This is a genomic window from Microbacterium testaceum StLB037 (genome assembly GCF_008763945.1).
Lineage (GTDB): Bacteria > Actinomycetota > Actinomycetes > Actinomycetales > Microbacteriaceae > Microbacterium > Microbacterium testaceum_G.
In genome coordinates, this window is record NZ_VTQH01000003.1 from 374547 (window position 1) to 392747 (window position 18201).

The 18201-nt window shown below is 70.3% G+C and carries 11 protein-coding genes; all 11 read left to right on the forward strand.

Going from position 1 to position 18201, the window contains the following annotated elements; translation table 11 throughout:
- Positions 1-129 precede the first annotated feature (129 nt).
- Entirely contained in the window at positions 130-864 is a 735-nt protein-coding gene (locus F9B98_RS14165; protein WP_150958560.1) for an HAD family hydrolase, read from the forward strand.
- A gap of 73 nt (positions 865-937) precedes the next feature.
- Entirely contained in the window at positions 938-3475 is a 2538-nt protein-coding gene (locus F9B98_RS14170) for a glycoside hydrolase family 65 protein (RefSeq protein ID WP_150958562.1), read from the forward strand.
- A gap of 343 nt (positions 3476-3818) precedes the next feature.
- The gene (locus F9B98_RS14175) at positions 3819-6812 is read left to right on the forward strand and encodes a DNA polymerase III subunit gamma and tau (RefSeq protein WP_150958564.1); all 2994 of its coding nucleotides are present in this window, start codon (positions 3819-3821) and stop codon (positions 6810-6812) included.
- On the forward strand, positions 6812-7405 hold the full coding sequence (gene recR, locus F9B98_RS14180; RefSeq protein ID WP_150958566.1) for a recombination mediator RecR: 594 nt from the start codon (positions 6812-6814) through the stop codon (positions 7403-7405). Before F9B98_RS14175 ends, recR begins: the two co-directional genes overlap by 1 nt.
- Positions 7406-7683: 278 nt before the next feature.
- Positions 7684-8223, forward strand: a complete 540-nt coding sequence (locus F9B98_RS14185; RefSeq protein WP_150958568.1) for a hypothetical protein — start codon at positions 7684-7686, stop codon at positions 8221-8223.
- A gap of 58 nt (positions 8224-8281) precedes the next feature.
- On the forward strand, positions 8282-9946 hold the full coding sequence (locus F9B98_RS14190; RefSeq protein WP_150958570.1) for a protein kinase domain-containing protein: 1665 nt from the start codon (positions 8282-8284) through the stop codon (positions 9944-9946).
- A gap of 259 nt (positions 9947-10205) precedes the next feature.
- Positions 10206-11225, forward strand: a complete 1020-nt coding sequence (gene pstC, locus F9B98_RS14195) for a phosphate ABC transporter permease subunit PstC (RefSeq protein ID WP_150958572.1) — start codon at positions 10206-10208, stop codon at positions 11223-11225.
- Positions 11225-12562 (forward strand): phosphate ABC transporter permease PstA, encoded by a 1338-nt coding sequence (gene pstA / locus F9B98_RS14200; protein WP_150958574.1) that lies wholly within the window; start codon positions 11225-11227, stop codon positions 12560-12562. Before pstC ends, pstA begins: the two co-directional genes overlap by 1 nt.
- Entirely contained in the window at positions 12559-14169 is a 1611-nt protein-coding gene (gene pstS / locus F9B98_RS14205) for a phosphate ABC transporter substrate-binding protein PstS (RefSeq protein ID WP_150958577.1), read from the forward strand. The genes pstA and pstS overlap by 4 nt, the downstream gene beginning before the upstream one ends.
- Before the next feature lie 155 nt (positions 14170-14324).
- The gene (locus F9B98_RS14210; protein ID WP_150958579.1) at positions 14325-16955 is read left to right on the forward strand and encodes a hypothetical protein; all 2631 of its coding nucleotides are present in this window, start codon (positions 14325-14327) and stop codon (positions 16953-16955) included.
- A 63-nt stretch (positions 16956-17018) separates the two neighbouring features.
- Positions 17019-18185 carry a hypothetical protein gene (locus F9B98_RS14215; protein ID WP_074695699.1) on the forward strand — a complete coding sequence of 389 codons (1167 nt, stop codon included), beginning with the start codon at positions 17019-17021 and terminating at the stop codon, positions 18183-18185.
- Positions 18186-18201 lie beyond the last annotated feature (16 nt).

The following is an 18201-nucleotide window of genomic DNA, read 5'->3' on the forward strand; positions in this document are numbered from 1 at the left end:
CGCGCTGCGGGTGCTCATACCGGGTCGGACGACCGGGCGCCACAACCCGCCTCGGCGGCAGCCCCGCCCGCTAACCTGAGATCGCCGCGCCCCGGCGCCCACGCATTGCATCCCGATCTGGAGCCCGCCGTGACCGATAGCCCCGCCCTGCCCGATCTCACGACCTTCGAGGGCGTGCTGTTCGACCTCGACGGGGTGCTGACCCCGACCGCCGAGGTGCACATGCGGGCGTGGAAGACGATGTTCGACGAGCTGTTCACGGCGTGGAAGATCGAGCCGGCGTACACCGACCGCGACTACTTCGAATACGTCGACGGCAAGAAGCGCTACGACGGCGTCGCGAGCCTGCTGCGCAGTCGCGATGTCGAGGTGCCCTGGGGCGATCCCTCCGATGACCCGTCCGAAGACACCGTGTGCGGGGTCGGCAACCGCAAGAACGTGGTGTTCTCCGAGATCCTGCGCCGCGAGGGCATCGCGCCCTATCCGGGATCGGTCGCCCTCCTCGACGTGCTGCAGAAGGCGGGAACCCCCATCGCGGTCGTGTCGAGCTCGAAGAACGCCGTCGAGGTGCTCGACGCCGCCGGCATCCGGGATCGCTTCCCGGTCGTGATGGACGGCGTCGTCGCCGAGCGCGACCACCTGGCATCCAAGCCCGCCCCCGACGTGTTCGCCGAGGCGGCGCGCATGCTGGGCGTCGACCCGGCTCGCTCGGTCGCGGTCGAAGACGCCCTGAGCGGCGTGAAGTCGGCCGTGGCGGCCGGATACGGGGTCGTCGTCGGTGTCGACCGCGGCGTCGGCGCCGAAGACCTCTCCGCCGCCGGCGCCACCGTGGTCGTCGACGACCTCGCCGCGTTCGTAGACTGAGCCGTCGCGTTCTCGCGACCAACCCGACGCACCGCGGGCGCGCGGTGATCTCCCTCGCCCTGGAAGGCCCCTGATGATCGATCGCGATCGTTTCCCCATCGACGAATGGCGTCTCGTCGAGACCGAGTTCTCGCTCGACGACGTCGGGGTCACCGAGACCCTCTTCGCGGTCGGCAACGGCTACCTCGGTCTGCGCGGCAACTCCATCGAGGGCCGGTTCGCGCTCGAGCAGGGCACCTTCATCAACGGCTTCCACGAGACGTTCCCGATCCGGCACGCCGAGCAGGCCTACGGCTTCGCCGAGGTCGGTCAGACGATCATCAATGCTCCGGATGCCAAGGTCATGCGCGTCTACGTCGATGACGAGCCGCTCTCGCTCGACGTCGCCGACGTGCGCGAGTACGAGCGCGTGCTCGACATGCGCCAGGGCATCCTGCGCCGCAACCTCCTGTGGGTCACCCCCTCGGGCAAGCGCGTGCGCATCGAGGACGAGCGCTTCGTGTCGTTCGACGAGAAGCACCTCGCCGTGCTGCGCCTGACCGTGACGGTGCTCGACGCCGACGCTCCCGTCACCGTGAGCAGCCAGTTGCTCAACCGCCAGGACGGTGAGGGGATCTACGGCGGCTCGCCCATGGCATCCAAGCAGTCGGGTTTCGACCCACGGAAGACCGAGAAGCTCAGCGACCGCGTGCTGCAGCCGCGGGAGTACTGGCAGGACGGCAACCGCTCCGCGCTGAGCTACGAGGTGAGCGAGTCGAACATGACCCTCGCGGTCATCGCCGACCACCTCGTCGAGACGGAGAACGAGTACACCTCGCGTCAGCTCATCGAGCCCGACATCGCCAAGAACGTCTACCGGGTGCACGCGAAGGCCGGTGTGCCCACGACCATCACCAAGCTGGTGAGCTACCACACCTCACGGGGTGTCCCGACGGGTGAGCTGCTCGATCGGTGCCGCCGCACGCTCGACCGCGCCGTCGAAACCGGGATCGACGGGCTCGTCGAGCAGCAGATCGCCTGGTACGCCGACTTCTGGGAGCGCTCCGACGTGCGCATCGGGGGCCACGGCGACCTGCAGCAGGCCACCCGCTGGTGCCTGTTCCAACTCGCGCAGGCGGCGGCCCGCGCCGACGGACAGGGCGTCCCGGCCAAGGGCGTCACGGGTTCGGGCTACAGCGGCCACTACTTCTGGGACACCGAGGTCTACGTCCTGCCGTTCCTGGCGTACACCTCGCCGCTCTGGGCCCGCAACGCGCTGCGCATGCGCTACCTGATGCTTCCCGCGGCGCGCAAGCGCGCCCACCAGCTCAACGAAGCGGGCGCCCTCTTCCCCTGGCGCACGATCAACGGAGAAGAGGCGTCGGCCTACTACGCCGCCGGCACCGCGCAGTACCACATCAACGCCGACGTGGCCTTCGCCCTGGCGAAGTACGTGCGGGCGACGGGCGATGAGGAATTCCTCGCCCGCGAGGGCGTGGACATCGCGGTGGACACGGCGCGCCTGTGGTCGACGCTCGGGTTCTGGCGCTCGAGCGACGCCGCCGTCGAGGGCGAGCACGACTCGTTCCACATCCACGGCGTGACCGGGCCCGACGAGTACACCACCGTCGTCAACGACAACCTCTTCACCAACGTCATGGCGCGGTTCAACCTGCGCTTCGCGGCGCGCACGGTGCGGGACCTCGCCGAGAACAACCCCGAGGCCTACGCGCAGATGGCCGATCGCATGAACCTCGACCCCTCCGAGCCCGAGCGCTGGGACAAGGCGGCCGAGGCCATGCACATCCCGTTCAGCGAGGCCCTCGGCATCCATCCCCAGGACGCCGTCTTCCTCGAGCGCGAGATCTGGGACCTCGAGAACACCCCGCCCGATCAGCGCCCCCTCCTGCTGCACTTCCACCCGCTGGTGATCTACCGGTACCAGGTGCTCAAGCAGGCCGACGTGGTGCTCGCGCTGTTCCTGCAGGGAAATCACTTCACGGATGCCGAGAAGCTCGCTGACTTCGAGTACTACGACCCGCTGACCACGGGCGATTCGACCCTGTCGGCGGTCGTGCAGTCGATCCTCGCGGCCGAGGTGGGGTATCAGGACCTGGCGCTGGAGTATTTCCGCCAGGCCGCGTTCGTCGACCTCGGCGACCTGCATCACAACGCCTCGGACGGGGTGCACGTGGCCTCGGCCGGCGGGGTGTGGACCGCGCTCGTGAGCGGCTTCGGCGGTATGCGCGACCACTTCGGTCTGCTCACCTTCGACCCGCGTCTGCCCGCCGACTGGCCGGAGCTGTCGTACGTGCTGCACTGGCACGGGACGCGCCTCGACATCACCGTCACCGAGACGGCGCTGACCCTGCGCGCCGGGGGAGACGGCGCACCCGTGGCCTTCGCCGTGCGCGGGGTGGATTACACCGTCGCTCCGGGTGAGACCGTGCGCGTGGCCCTGCACGGACAGGGGCCGGTCCGGCCCGGGCGACCGTCGATCCGCCAGCTCGAGGGGTCGGTGCGCGAGGACGGCACTCTCCTGTCGGCCTCGGTACCCATCGTCACCACGGCGATTCCGATCGTGGGCGACGACGACGGACCGATCGCGGTCGGTCTCGACGGCGGCTTCTGACTCACGGACGCGGCGGCACCTTTCCGGGTGTCGCCGCGTTCGGCGTTTCCGACGCGCGCGGGTGCGGCCACGAGAACAGGGGATGTGACGGGAACATGGCATTGGCGGCGTGATCGCCCTGTTCTGGTGGATTCTCCTGTTGCGGTGACGGTCTGGCGGCTCGGCGTCCGAGGTGCGGTGAGAACAGGGGATGCGACGGGAACCTGGCGTTGGTGGCGTGATCGCCCTGTTCTGGTGGATTCTCCTGTTGCGGTGACGGTCCAGAGGGCTCGGCGTGCGGGGTTCTGGTCGACCGACGGACGACGGCGGAGGCGATGTCGGAGGTACGCCGTAGGCTGGTGTGGTGACGACAGCCCTGTACCGCCGATACCGCCCCGAGGCGTTCGGCGAGATGATCGGGCAGTCGCAGGTGACCGAGCCGTTGATGACCGCCCTGCGCAGCGACCGCGTGGGTCACGCGTACCTGTTCTCGGGCCCGCGCGGCTGCGGAAAGACCACCTCGGCCCGTATTCTCGCGCGCTGCCTCAACTGCGCGGCCGGCCCGACCGACACGCCCTGCGGCACGTGCGACAGCTGTGTCGAGCTGGGTCGGGGCGGCGGTGGATCGCTCGACGTCGTCGAGATCGACGCGGCGAGCCACAACGGCGTCGACGACGCCCGCGACCTGCGCGAGCGCGCGATCTTCGCCCCCGCCCGCGACCGCTTCAAGATCTTCATCCTCGACGAGGCACACATGGTCACGCAGCAGGGCTTCAACGCCCTGCTCAAGCTCGTCGAAGAGCCGCCCGCGCACGTGAAGTTCATCTTCGCCACCACCGAGCCCGAGAAGGTGCTCGGCACGATCCGCTCGCGCACCCACCACTACCCCTTCCGGCTCGTTCCGCCCGCGGCGATGCTCGAGTACGTCCAAGAGTTGTGCGAGAGCGAGGGCGTGGGCGTCGAGGCCGGCGTCCTGCCGCTCGTCGTGCGCGCCGGCGGCGGCTCGCCGCGCGACACCCTCTCGCTGCTCGACCAGCTCATCGCCGGATCCGACGTCGACGATGCCGGACACGTCCTCGTACGCTACGAGCGCGCGGTCGCGCTGCTCGGGTACACGCACTCCGAGCTCCTCGACGAGGTCGTCGACGCCTTCGCGGCGAACGACGGCGGGGGAGCCTTCGCCGCCATCGACCGGGTCGTGCAGACCGGTCAAGACCCGCGGCGCTTCGTCGACGACCTGCTCGAGCGCCTGCGCGACCTCATCGTCGTCGCGGCCACCGGCGCGGGCGCGTCGGCCATCCTGCGCGGGATCCCCGACGACGAGTTCGAGCGCATGTCCCGCCAGGCGACGGCGTTCGGCGCCGCGCGGTTGTCGCGCACGGCCGACCTGGTGGTCGCGGCTCTCGACGAGATGACCGGGGCCACCTCTCCGCGCCTGCAGCTCGAGCTCCTGGTCGCGCGCGTGCTCACCCATGCCGGCGTCGCCCAGGGCACGTCGCCCGCGACGGCGCACGATCTCGAGACGGCGCGCAGCTCGGCCCCGGCCGCTCCGGCGACGGGGCGTCCGGCATCTCCCGCGGCCGACATCCCCACCGCCGGCTCGGCCACCGCAACGCCCGCGGTCGCCAGCCCCGGCGGGGCGCGAATCGCGTCGCCGGTGGCCGCATCTCCCGCTGCGGCGTCTCGCGGTGTTGCGTCTCCCGCGGTCGCGTCTCCCGCTATGGCCTCGCCCGCTGTGGCCTCGCCCGGTGTCGCGTCTCCCGCTGAAGCGTCACCCCGTGTCGCGTCACCCGGCGTGGCATCTCCCACGGTCGCGTCGCCCAGCATCGCTTCGCCGGGGGGCGGTTCTCCCGCCGTCGCCGCGCCCACCGCGACGCCCCGTGTCACGGCTCCCGTGCCCCCGACGTCCGAGCCCGACGCCGCGCCCGCGCGGATCGCCGCTCCGGGATCGGCATCGTCTGCCGGCGGAGCCCCTGCCGTCGCGTCCCCTGCCGTCGCGGCTCCTTCGGTGGCATCTCCGGCGGTCGCGACTCCGGGGGCGCGTGACTCGCGTCCTTCCGAACGCCCGGGAGCCGCCGAGTTCGTGCCGCCCCCGCACGACGACGACGCTCCGCCGCCGTTCACCGACGATGACGCCCCGCCGCCGTTCGACGACGACGACGACGAGCCGTCACCCGCGCCGGCCCGCGCCTCCGTGCAGCGTCCCGCGAGCGCGCCCGGTACGCCGTCGTCGCGGGCGGATGCCGTGACTCCATCGACGACCGGACAACGCGCCCCGTCTCCCGCTGACGGCTCCGGCCACGCGAACGCCTCGGACGACGCCCACCCGTTCGACACGGCGCCCACCCCCGAGGCGGCGCAGACCTCGAACGACGTCGACGACGCCGCGGCCGTCGCTCCCACCGACGCGCCGATCGCGACCGCGCCCACCGCTCCCCAGCCCGCGGATGCTCGATCCACCGAGGCGCAGCGCGCCGCGTCGCCCGCCGCCCCCGCGCCGGCCCCCGGCTCGACGGCCGACGACGCGTCTCCGCTCGAGCCGACCGCGCCCACGCCCCCCGCCACGCCGGTGGGGCCGATCGAACTCGGACACGTCCGCGATGCCTGGCCCGAAGTCCTCGGCCAGCTCGAAGTCGCCAGCCGCTCGTCGTGGCTCGTCGTGTCGACCTCCGCCGTCGCCGCGTTCGAGGGCGACGTGCTCACCCTCGCGTTCCGGACCGGAAGCGACCTGACCGCGTTCAAGACGCGCACACCCGAGGGCGGCCCGAGCGAAGACCTTCGCGAGGCCATCCAGGCGGTCCTCGGCATTCGGGTCAAGTACCTCGCGCGCCTGGAAGGCGACGGTCCCGGAGGCTCCGGTCCGGGGGGATCGTCGCGCGGCCCCGCGGGTCCGTCGTCGACGAACGGACCGTCGTCAGGTGTCTCGGCATTCGGTCCGCGCGCCCCGCAGAGCTCCTCGCCGTACTCGTCCTCCGTGACCGAGTGGGCCGTCGCGCCGATCCCCGCGTCGGACGGATCCACCTCGACGGCGACTCTCGCCCCCGCCGCGCCGTCCGCGCTCGCGGTCGACGACGAGCCCGATGAAGCCACCGCCGTCGCGCCCTCCGCGGTGCACGAGGGCGTCGTCCTGCCCCCGCGGGAGGTGACCCCCTCCGTCCCCGCCCCCGATGAGGTGGACGATGACGATGTCATCCCCCCTGTCGACGAGGCCGAGGTTCCGCTACCGCCGGTCGTCGTTCCGCGCATGGCACCCCTGAGCGGGGGAGTGCAGCGGTACGGAGAAGCCGTGGTGCGCCAGATGCTCGGCGCCAACTACGTGCGCGACGAACCCTACGAGCCCCCGACGAGGTTCACCTGATGTACGACGGCATCGTCCAAGACCTGATCGACGAGTTCGGGCGCCTCCCCGGCATCGGCCCGAAGTCCGCGCAGCGCATCGCCTTCCACATCCTCCAGTCGCCGTCCTTCGACGTGTCACGACTGTCCACGCTCCTCGGCGAGATCCGCGACAAAGTGAAGTTCTGCGAGATCTGCGGGAACGTGACCGAGCAGGAACGCTGCTCGATCTGCCGTGACCCGCGACGCAACGCCACCCTCATCTGCGTGGTCGAGGACGCCAAAGACGTCGCGGCGATCGAGCGCACCCGCGAGTTCCGCGGCCTGTACCACGTGCTCGGTGGCGCCATCAGCCCCATCGCGGGTATCGGCCCCGACGACCTACGCGTCACCCAGCTCATGCAGCGCCTCGCCGACGGCACCGTGCAAGAGGTCATCCTCGCCACGAACCCGAACCTCGAGGGAGAAGCGACGGCAACCTATCTCAGCAGGCTGCTGCACACCCTCGAGATCCGGGTGACTCGTCTGGCATCCGGTCTTCCCGTGGGCGGCGACCTCGAGTACGCCGATGAGGTGACCCTCGGTCGCGCCTTCGAGGGGCGTCGCGCGCTCTGACCTGGGCTCGCCGTACCGGTCGCGCGGCCCACCAGCCGCGGGACCGGCGGTGCGTCGCGCGAGGCGTGCCTGCGTGCGCGGTCACCGCCCGAGGGCAGACCGGATGAACGTGCGGGTAAACGCATCTTGTGAATACGCGACGAATCGTTGCGGGCTGGTGAACCGCTCGTTCACCCTCTGCTCGCGCCGCGGCTACGCGACAGGAGGACGTTTCTCTCTACGGAACAGCGCGGGGAACCCGAAACCCCCACGACGGCTCCGCCAGACAGGGGCCTCTCGTGAGCGATCAGCTCTTCTCCACCCGCGCGCGCCGCGGACGGGTGATCTTCGACACCTTCCGCTCGGTGCGCGATCCGCGACTGAGCGCGTGGCTGCTCTTCCGTTCCTACCTTCTCCCCGAGTTGGCGGCATCACAACTCGCCCTGATGGAGAACCCCACGGCCGCGGGTGCTCTCGCCCCGATCGGCGTCTTCGGCGTCTGGCGGCTCCTCGCGACAAACAACCGCGAGCTCGCCCGCTGCGCGACGGTCTTCGCCTCGCCGTCCGTCGCGGTCGACGCCGCCCGGGTTGAACAGTCCCGCGCGGACCAGCTGCAGGTGTCGACGGTCCGCGGCCCCGTGGCGACCAAGCACGCGTGGGTGCTGCGCCGCGGCGATCGGCCGATCGCGACCGCGGCGCGCTGGTACGAATCAGCCGGTGAGGCGTCGGCGGCCGGCCGCGCGGCCGTCGCGGTGTTCCGGTCCGCCGACGTCGTCGAGGGCGTCAGCATCGGGAGCGCCTCCGGACGTCGGTCGCGCGTGTCGGCGCAGCCCGCGTGATCGCTCGTCGGCGCGCAGGATTGCGGCAGCCGGTCGGCCGGTCTGAGGGAGCCGACTGATGGTCGACGATGCCGCCGGTCTCGTCGCGGGGAGGTTCCGCGTCGAAGGGCTCCTCGGCACCGGGGGAACGGCATCCGTCTTCCGCGCCCGGGATGAGGTGACCGGTCAGACCGTCGCCGTCAAACTGCTGCATCCCCACCTTTCTCAGAGCGACACCGTCCGCGAGGCCTTCCTCCGCGAGGGCAGGCGGACGGCGCACGTCTCCCACCCGTCGATCGTCGCCGTCGTCGATATGGGGACCTTCCGCGAGCACGGCATCCCCATCGCCTGGATTGCCCAGCGGATCGTCGAAGGCGTGACCCTCGCGGAGCACGTCCGTGCCACCGGTCCGCTCTCCGCGGTCCACGCCGGGGCGGTCGCCGGGGACATCCTCTATGCGCTGGGTGCCGCTCACGCGGTCGGTCTCGTGCACCGCGATGTGTCGCCCGCGAACGTGCTCGTGCGCGTCGACGACGAGGGCCGCCCCCGATCGACGCTCCTCGATTTCGGCCTCGCCGATGCGGCGGGAGAGACGGCCCACGGCGACGACGTTCTGCGCAGCTCTGTGTCACCGGTCACCGCGGGGGTGGTCGGAAACGCCGAGTTCGCCTCGCCCGAGCAGCTGAGCGGGCAGCCCGTCGGCCCGCGCGGCGACCTGTATCAGGTCGGCGGGATGCTGTACTTCGCGCTCACCGGTCGCGCCCCGTTCACGGGGAGCGACCGGACCGCCGTCATCCGGGCCCACCTGCACGCCCCGCCTCCCGTCCCGTCCGTGGCCGTCCGCTCCGTCCCCGGTGCGCTCGATCGCGTGGTCGTGCGATCGATGCTCAAGGAGCCGGCGAACAGATTCGCCGACGCCGCCGAGATGCGCGCAGCGGTTCTCGATGCGGTCACCCCCGTGCGAGCGCCCGCCCGCGGCGATGACGAGGTGTCGTCGACACGGGTCCTGACGGCCGCCCCTCTCGGTGCCGGTCCGACGCCGGCCCCCGCTCCGGTGGACGAGTCGACGCGACACGGACCCCGGTGGGGAGCGATCGCGGCCATCGTTCTGCTGCTGGCGGGCACGGCGGCCGCCGTCCCCCTCATGGCGAACGCCGGTCGTACGGCGCCCGCGGTCGAGCCGTCCGCGGCGGCCTCGGCTCCGGTGCCCACCGCGACGACGACATCGACGCCGCAACCGACCGCATCGGACCCCGGCACGCCCGCACCGATCGCCACCGCGCTCGTGCCCGCCTTCGGCTCCCTCGACGACACGCGACTCGCGCTCGCGGCGGCGGGGTTCGTCCTCGGCGACATCACCGAGCGCGACGCGCCCCAGTCGGGCGGGACGGTGCTCTCCTCCGACCCGGCCCCCGGGACGGCGGTCGCGCTCGGTTCCGCGGTGCGCCTGGTCGTGGCATCCGGATCCAATCTCGTCCCGGACGTCGTCGGAATGGATGCCGCGGGAGCGGCCTCGTCGATGCGTGCAGCGGGCTTCGTCCCGGCGCAGACGACCGTCGCCTCCGACCGACCGACGGGGACCGTCGTCGGCGTCGAACCCGCGGCGGGAAGCGCCGTCCGTCTCGGAAGCGCCGTGACGATCCTCGTCGCCGCAGCCCGGGCGACTCCGACGCCGGTCCCGCCGTCTCCGTCGTCCACGCCGACGCCGGTCTCGACCGCCTCGCCGACGGGCGGACCGCGATGACGCCTCGACCGGCGTCGTCCCTCGTTCACCTTCGAACGTCTCTCGTTCACCACCCCGCCAGCCGACGTGGACAGTCGAACCGGGTGCCGTTCACGGCTGGCTCCTAGCCTCGCAATGCCGGCGACCCGAGCCGGTTCCAGGGGAAGCGAGCGAGTCGCGACACCGGCCGGTCGACCGGCGCCCCGCGATCCTCCCCTCGTCGTTCGAGGCTGAGCGACGTGAGGCGCGGCCGACTCCCGGCGCGATCGATGGAGGGCGCATGACGGACACCACGACGGCGGTGCTACCGCCGACGACGGACGCGGCGAAGCCGACGCCACGCTCATTGAAGAGCGCTCCCGTCATCGCCGATCGGGTGTTCCGCACCACCGCGTATGCCGCGGGAACCATCACCGTCGCCGTGATGCTCGCCGTCGGAATCTTCCTCACGGCGCGCGCCGGCGATGCCCTCGCGGTGGCGGGTCCGTCGTTCCTCACGACGCAGGAATGGTCGCCCGAGACCGGCACGTTCGGTGTCGCCGCCGTGCTGTTCGGGACGGTGACCATCGCCCTGGTGGCCATGGCCATCTCTGTGCCGCTGGCGATGGGGACGGCGTTGCTCATCAGCGAGATCGTGCCGCCACGGGCGCGGGGCCTTCTCATCACGATGGTCGACCTGATGGCGGCCGTGCCCAGTGTCGTGTTCGGGCTGTGGGGCGTGTTCTTCCTCCAGACGGGCGTCATCCCGGTCGCCCAGTGGATCTCGACCTACTTCGGCTGGATCCCGATCTTCCGCGTCGCCGACGAGACCGGCGCACGGCTGACGGACGCCGGTGCGTACACCTCCTCGGCGTTCATCGCGGGGATCGTCGTCGCGCTCATGGTCGTGCCGACCCAGACCTCGGTGATGCGCGAGGCGTTCTCGCAAGCGCCGCTCGGCGAGCGGGAGGGGGCCCTCGCGCTCGGTTCGACCCGATGGGGGATGATCCGCGCCGTCGTGCTCCCCTTCGGCCGGGGCGGCATCATCGGCGGCACCATGCTCGGCCTCGGACGCGCCCTCGGCGAGACCATCGCCGTCGTCATGATCATCTCGCCGATCTTCACGATCAACACCGAGCTGCTGAAGACCGGCACCAACTCGGTGTCCGCGCTCATCGCCCTCCGTTATGGGGAGGCGAGCCAGTTCGGCCTGTCCGCCCTCATGGCGGCGGGGCTCGTGCTGTTCATCATCACGTTGATCGTCAACTTCACCGCGTCGACGATCGTCGCGCGCAGCCGGTCCGGAGCGGAGAGCAACTGATGGCGATCCTCACCCCCGAGGCCCCGACGGCTACGGCCCGAGACGAGTCTCCGCGCCAGACCTCGCGCACGTCGATTCCGCATCGCACGGGCGCCGTCGGCGAGCGACGCGATCTGCGGACGGTCCCCTTCGGCGACCGCTTCGACCTCATCGGCAGCGGGGCGGCGGCCGTCGCCGTCTCGACACTGATGTTCGGATGGCTCACCCCCATGACGGGTGTCGTCGGGTGGGTGGTGCTGTCGTTCATCGGCTTCCTCGGCATCTACGCGGTCCTGACCGCGATGCGCGCCGACCGTCTCGCCATCAGCGAGCGGGTCATGACCGCGTTGTTCTACTCCGCGGGCGTGCTCCTGCTCGGGGCGCTGGCCTTCGTGGTGTTCTTCACCCTCGTGCGGGGCTCGTCGGCCCTGTTCCACCTGAACTTCTTCACCGAGACGATGAAGCTCGCCGGTCCCCTCGACCCGCTGACGATGGGTGGCATCGCGCACGCCATCGTCGGAACGCTCATCCAGATCAGCATCGCCTTGACGATCACGATTCCGCTTGGGGTGACCACGGCCGTCTTCCTGAACGAGATCGGCGGACGCTTCGCCCGCTTCGTGCGGACCATCTCGGATGCCATGACGGCTCTGCCCTCGATCGTCGCGGGACTGTTCGTCTACGCCGCCGTCGTGACCCTCATCACGAATCAGCGCTCGGGGTTCGCGGCATCCCTCGCCATCAGCGTGATGATGCTCCCGATCATCATCCGGGCCTCCGACGTGGTGCTGCGCCTGGTGCCCCACAACCTGCGCGAGGCGTCGTACGCGCTCGGCACGAGCCGGTGGCGCACGGTGTGGAGCGTCGTCCTGCCCACCTCGCGCTCCGGTCTCGTGACGGCCGTGATCCTCGGTACCGCCCGCGGAATCGGCGAGACCTCTCCGGTGCTGCTCACCTCGGGCGTCACCGCGGAGATGAACCTGAACCCCTTCTCGGGTCCGATGATCTCGCTCCCGCTACAGGTGTTCGACTTCGTGAAGTCCCCGGAGCCGAGCATGATCGCCCGCGGGTTCGGCACCGCCGCCACCCTCGTGCTGCTCGTGCTGACCCTGTTCATCGTCGCCCGCCTGATTGGTGGACGAGGGCCCGGCCAACTCTCGGACCGTCAGCGTCGTGCCGCGTCCGCCGCGTCGGCTCGCGATCTCGTCCGCATCGAGGGGGAGTCCGCCGTCGCCGCTTCGCGTGCCGGACGACGCACCCTGCCGCCGGGCCGTCCGCCCAAGGACCTCGAGCGTCGCCTCGCGCTGCGCGCGCTCACCGCACGCTTCAACCGATCCACCGAGGAGAACCCGTCGTGAATGTCCGTCCCCGCCTGGCCCGCTTCGCCGCGGTGCTCGCGGTCGTCTCCCTCGTCGCGCTGGCCCCCTCGCCCGCACAGGCCGACGGGTACGTGCCGATCTCCGGATCCGGCTCGACCTGGTCGCAGAACGCGCTCGATCAGTGGCGCAAGAACGTGGCCAGCAACTACGGCATGACGGTGAACTACTCGGGGACGGGGTCGAGCGCCGGGCGCACGGATTTCCGCAACAGCACCGTCGACTTCGCCATCAGTGAGATTCCCTTCCAGGACAACCCCGAGGACGGTTCCGCGCCGGAGACGACGTTCAGCGACGGGACCCCGCTGCAGGGGAAGTTCGCGTACATGCCGATCGTGGCGGGTGGCACCTCGCTGATGTACAACCTCAAGATCGGTGGCAAGCGCGTCACGAACCTGCGACTGTCCGGCGAGGTGATCGCCAAGATCTTCAGCGGTCAGATCGCCAAGTGGAACGACCCGGCGATCCAGTCCGACAACCCCGCCCTCGCGATGCCGGATAAGACCATCACGCCGGTCTATCGTTCGGACGGCTCGGGGACGAGCGCGCAGTTCACCCTGTGGATGTCCAAGCAGTTCGGCAACATCTGGACGCAGGGCATGCGCTCGCAGTTCCCGCAAGTCAACGCCTCGTTCAAGGGACAGAACGGCTCCTTGGGCGTGGCGGGCTACGTGAGCCAGGACTACGGCGAGGGGGCCATCACCTACGTCGAGTACTCGTACGCGATGAAGTCCGGGTTCCCCGTCGTGAAGGTGCTCAACAAGGCCGGGTACTACGTGGAGCCGACATACCAGTCGGTCGCCGTGGCGCTGATGTCCGCCGCGATCAACCCCGACCTCACGCAGAACCTGGACGGCGTGTACAACAGCGGCGATCCTCGGGCGTATCCGATGTCGAGCTACTCGTACATGATCGTCCCCACCCAGACGAACAAGATCTTCACGGCCGAGAAGGGCAAGACCCTCAGTCGTTTCGCGAACTACATGCTGTGCGAGGGCCAGCAGCAGGCTTCCGCCCTCGGGTATTCGCCGTTGCCGATGAACCTCGTCCAGGCGGGTTCCGACGTCTTGAAGTCGATCCCCGGAACAGAGGGGCAGGTCGACTTCAACAAGTGCAACAACCCGACGTTCAAGCCGGGCGACTCCCCGGCGAACAATCAGCTCGCCGCCTCCGCTCCCAACCCTCCCGACTGCGACAAGAAGGGATCCACGCAGTGCGTGGAGGGAACGGGCGGTGCCCAGGAAGTCACACCGGCGACGGGCGCGGGCGGGGCCTCGGGTGGGGCCAACAGTGCTGCCGCGGCAGCGGGCGCCTCGGGTGGCGGTTCGTTCGGCGGGGCTGCGGCGGCCGCGGGTTCAGCCGCTGCCGGTGATGCGGCGGGCGCCCCCGTGTACGACGCGAACGGCGTGCTGGTCTCTGGGGGAGGGGCGGCCGTGAACGCGGCGGTGTCGTCGCCGTTCACGTTGGCGGATGACGGGTGGGGGACCCCGCAGTCCATCATGCTCGTCGCCGGGCTGCTCATGCTCGCGGCCATCCTCATCCCGCCCGTGATCATCCGACGATCCGGCGCGCGAACGAACCGTCGGTGACCGAGCGGGCATCCGCCGGAGCCTCGGCGGAAGCGTTCGCGTCTCGAGCCCACCGCATCGGTACCTCGTTGCGGGCGCGTTCATGCCACCGTCACCTCCGCGCTTTTAGCTCATCGCGGGTGGAAAGTCACCCGCAGAATTTAAGGAATTCACCTGTGTCTGACCCCCGCGAGCGCAGCGACGCCGACGCCTCGACGACCCGGTCACGGACGTGCCGTCCGAGACGCGCGGGCCAGTCCGGTCGAGGCGTGCGTCGGGCGCTCGGCCCGCTCGCGGCGGGTCTGGTGGCGGGCGTCTCCGTCTTCGCGCTGGTCTCGGGAGGCGTCGTCTCGGGCGGCCAGTCCGCCACCGCCGCGACCTCCTCCGCCGTGACGATCACGGCGAAGCAGCAGGACCCTCAGCTCGACACGGCCCCCCTGCCCGACCTCTCCGTCTCCGTCTCGCAGACCCGGGGCCTGGTCGCTCAGGGCATCCGTCTCGACTGGACCGGCGGCAAGAAATCGACGGCGCCGTCGGCGGGGGGCAACGGCGGCGAGAACTTCCTCCAGGTGTTCATGTGCTGGGGCGACGATCCGCAGAACGCCCAGCGTCCCGATCGCACGACGTGTCAGTACGGAGGGGCGGGGAGCGTCGGGGCGACCCGCGACGCGTACCGCAACTATTCCTCGATGGACGAGGTGCCCGCGGCCGATGTGGAATTCACCGCCCCCGGCTCGATCATCTACCCGCCCTACACGTCGATCCCGTTCATCGCTCGCGACGGGACCCGGGTCGACTCGATCACGCGCGACCCGAAGACCGGCGGCAAGACGATCAACTCCGCCGTCGATGTCAACGGCAACCAGTTCTTCACCTCGTACACCACCAACGAGATTCCGTGGGTCGGTTCGGGAGACGACGGGAAGGGCTCCGTCACCTTCGAGGTGCAGACGGCCGTCCAGTCGAACGGACTCGGATGCGGAAACCCGGTGACGACGTCCGGCGTCACCGTCGGAGCGTCGTGCTGGCTCGTCGTCCTCCCGCGCGGGACCTCGGACAACGGGTCGACGAACATCACCCAGTCGGGCCTCTTCGCCGACTCGTGGCAGCACGCACTCTCGGTGAAGCTCGACTTCGCACCCGTCGGCGCCGGCTGCCCGATCGGACAGGCCGAGCGGCAGGTCGCGGGCAGCGAGCTCGCGGCGCTCGCGGTCGCTTCGTGGCAGCCCGCGGTCTGCAACCGGAAGAACGGTTCGGTCTACTCGCTCATCACGAGCGCCGAGTCGGACGCCCTGCTCTCTGCCGCCAAGAACGCGCAGGCGCCCCTCGCCCTGACGAGCTACGCACTCACGACCGAGGGCAAGGACCCGCTGACGTACGCCCCCGTGGCCTTGAGCGGCGTGGCCATCTCGCTGGCGATCGACAGGCTTCCGAACCCCAACGACAAGACCGTCCCCCAGGAGTGGAAGGACAAGGCGCGCACGCCGTTCCGCGGCGTGAACCTCACCCCGCGTCTGCTGGCGAAGCTCCTCAGCTACTCCTACCGTTCGTCGATTCCCACCGGGGCCGACCAGGGATATCTGACGGGGACGAACGAGTACAACATCACTCGCGATGAGGACTTCCTCGCGGTCAACGATCCCGAGTGGAGGGCCCAGGACCTCCAGGGCGCCGCGATCGCCGACGTCATCGTTCCGCAGGGGCGGTCGGATGCCGCTCGCGCGGTGTGGAAGTACATCTCCTCCGACCAGGATGCGATGGACTTCCTCGCCAGCAAGCCGGACCCGTGGGGCATGGTCGTCAACCCGTGGTACTCCACGAACGCCGACATCAATCCCAGCAAGGTGGCGTTCTCGCTCGATCGGGACGACTTCCCGAAGGCCGACCCCGTCGAGGTGGTGCCGAAGAATCAGGCCCCCATCAACCTCGTGACCTGGCGCCCCTACGCCAACGACCTCTCCGCGATCGCGTATCTGACGCTCCGCGGAGACGGCCAGGGACCGGGGCAATGGGATCCGAACACCGTCCCGCCGAAGTACGGCAAGAACCCGCGCATGCTGCCCGGAAGCCAGCGCCTCCTCGGGCTCACCAGTGCGGCCGCCGCCGCGCGGTTCCAGGTGGTCACGGCATCCCTGCGTAATCCCTCCGGCGGATTCGCCGCTCCCACGAGCGCCTCGATGCGAGCGGCGGCCGATGTGATGACGCCGGCGGGCGCGGGGGATCGAGTCGTCGCCTTCGACCCGAAGTCGTCGGTGGCCGCGGGTTCCCGTGACGCCTACCCGCTCACGATGCCCGTCTATGCGGCCACCAATCCGACGGCCACCGATCCCTCGCTGCGCGCGGCGTACGCGGACCTCGTCCGCTTCGCCGTGGGCACCCAGGCGCAGACCCCCGGGACGGCGGCCGGAGAGCTTCCCGACGGTTACGTCGCGTTGCCCGCGGCCTGGATTGAGCAGGCGCGGGATGCCGCGGACGTGATGCAGAACGGCCCTCGGCCCTCGTCGACCGGGGAGTCGTCGTCGACGTCCGGCGCGTACATCCCCTCGCAGCAGACGGCGGTGACCACGGGAGCGGCGTCGTCGAGCGCTGCGAGCGCCGCCGCGGCGGGCGGGGCCGCGCCCTCGTCGACGGACTCCGCGACGACGGCGGCATCCGGTGCGTCCAGCGGGGCGCTCGCCGGGGCGAAGACCCCGGACGACCCCGACGGCGGCGCGCTCGGTGCCGCTCTGCCCCTGAGCGTGCTCGCCGGACTGGCGAGCGCGGCCGGGGTGCCCCTGATCACCCGTCTGAGAAGACGGGTCACCTGAGGCCCGCGCCTGCCGGCTTCTTCGCAGTAACCCATCCTCTGCACCCGAAAAGAACAGGAAGAAATGAAGCTCAAGCGAATCGTCGCGTTCGGCGCGGCCGTTGGCGTCGCCCTTGCCGGCGCTGGCATGGCGTCGGCGGCCAACGCCGACCCGATCTCCGACGGTTACTCGATCGTCGGCTCCGACACCCTGCAGGACGCCGTCAGCGCCCTCGCCAACGGGACCAACATCACCGGCCCCTCGGTGAAGGTGTCAGGCAACGGCAAGTCGCTGGCGTCGTGGGATGCCTTCACGCTGGGCGTCGCCGGAGGCGTCGGCAGCATCCAGACGAAGGCCTTCGGCCCCGTCTTCGACCGTCCGAACGGCTCCGGCGCGGGCCGCAACGCCCTCATCGCGTCGGTCGGCGGCGCGAGCGGCACCGCGTTCACCTTCAACAACGTCAACGTCAAGGACCAGGTCGACTTCGCCCGCAGCTCCTCGGTGGGCGGCACCACCGGAACCCTGCTGACCTACGTGCCCTTCGGTCAGGATGCCATCGGCTACGCGTTCAAGGTCGGTGCTGCGACCGGCAGCGCCAACGCGACCGCGGCGACCGACGCGATCAACGACCTCTCGAAGGACCAGCTGAGCAGTATCTACTCGGCGACCTCGAGCTCGTCCGCGAGCGCGGTCCTCGCCGGCACCGGCTACACCCTGAAGCCGCTGGGTCTGCAGTCCAGCTCCGGCACGTGGACCACCTTCCTCGGCAAGATCGGCCTCAGCACCACCACGCTGGGTTCCGCCGTCGACACGCGCAGCAACTCGATCCCCGAGAACGACGGTCGTGTGCTGACGCCCGCCAGCAACGAGATCCAGATCATCCCGCTCTCGGTCGCCAACTACATCGGTCAGTCGAACGGCGCCTCGCGCATCAACACGTTCTCGGGTGTCTCGGTGGGCGCAATCGCCGGTGTGGCCGCCTTCACGGGCACTGCGCCCAACCTCACCCCCAGCACCAGCTACTACAACAGCGCCGACTGGGGCCGCACGGTCTACATCGTGGTCCCCACGGCCAAGATCACGCCCGACAACGCGGCGTTCGACTCGGGCGTCGCCGCCCTGGTCAACACCTCGTCCACCACGAGCCTCACCTACTGGGGTGGCTCGGGCTCGCCGACGACGACGAAGGCCGTCAAGGCCAAGTTCGGCTTCTCGGCTCCCACCGGCACCGTCCTCACCCGCAACAACTGATCCTCACCCACGAGAA

Bases quoted from the DNA above. Each gene is read 5' to 3' on its own strand.
- F9B98_RS14215 (WP_074695699.1), top strand. From the start codon at position 17,019: ATGAAGCTCAAGCGAATCGTCGCGTTCGGCGCGGCCGTTGGCGTCGCC.
- recR (WP_150958566.1), top strand. From the start codon at position 6,812: ATGTACGACGGCATCGTCCAAGACCTGATCGACGAGTTCGGGCGCCTC.
- pstC (WP_150958572.1), top strand. From the start codon at position 10,206: ATGACGGACACCACGACGGCGGTGCTACCGCCGACGACGGACGCGGCG.
- F9B98_RS14190 (WP_150958570.1), top strand. From the start codon at position 8,282: ATGGTCGACGATGCCGCCGGTCTCGTCGCGGGGAGGTTCCGCGTCGAA.
- pstA (WP_150958574.1), top strand. From the start codon at position 11,225: ATGGCGATCCTCACCCCCGAGGCCCCGACGGCTACGGCCCGAGACGAG.
- F9B98_RS14170 (WP_150958562.1), top strand. From the start codon at position 938: ATGATCGATCGCGATCGTTTCCCCATCGACGAATGGCGTCTCGTCGAG.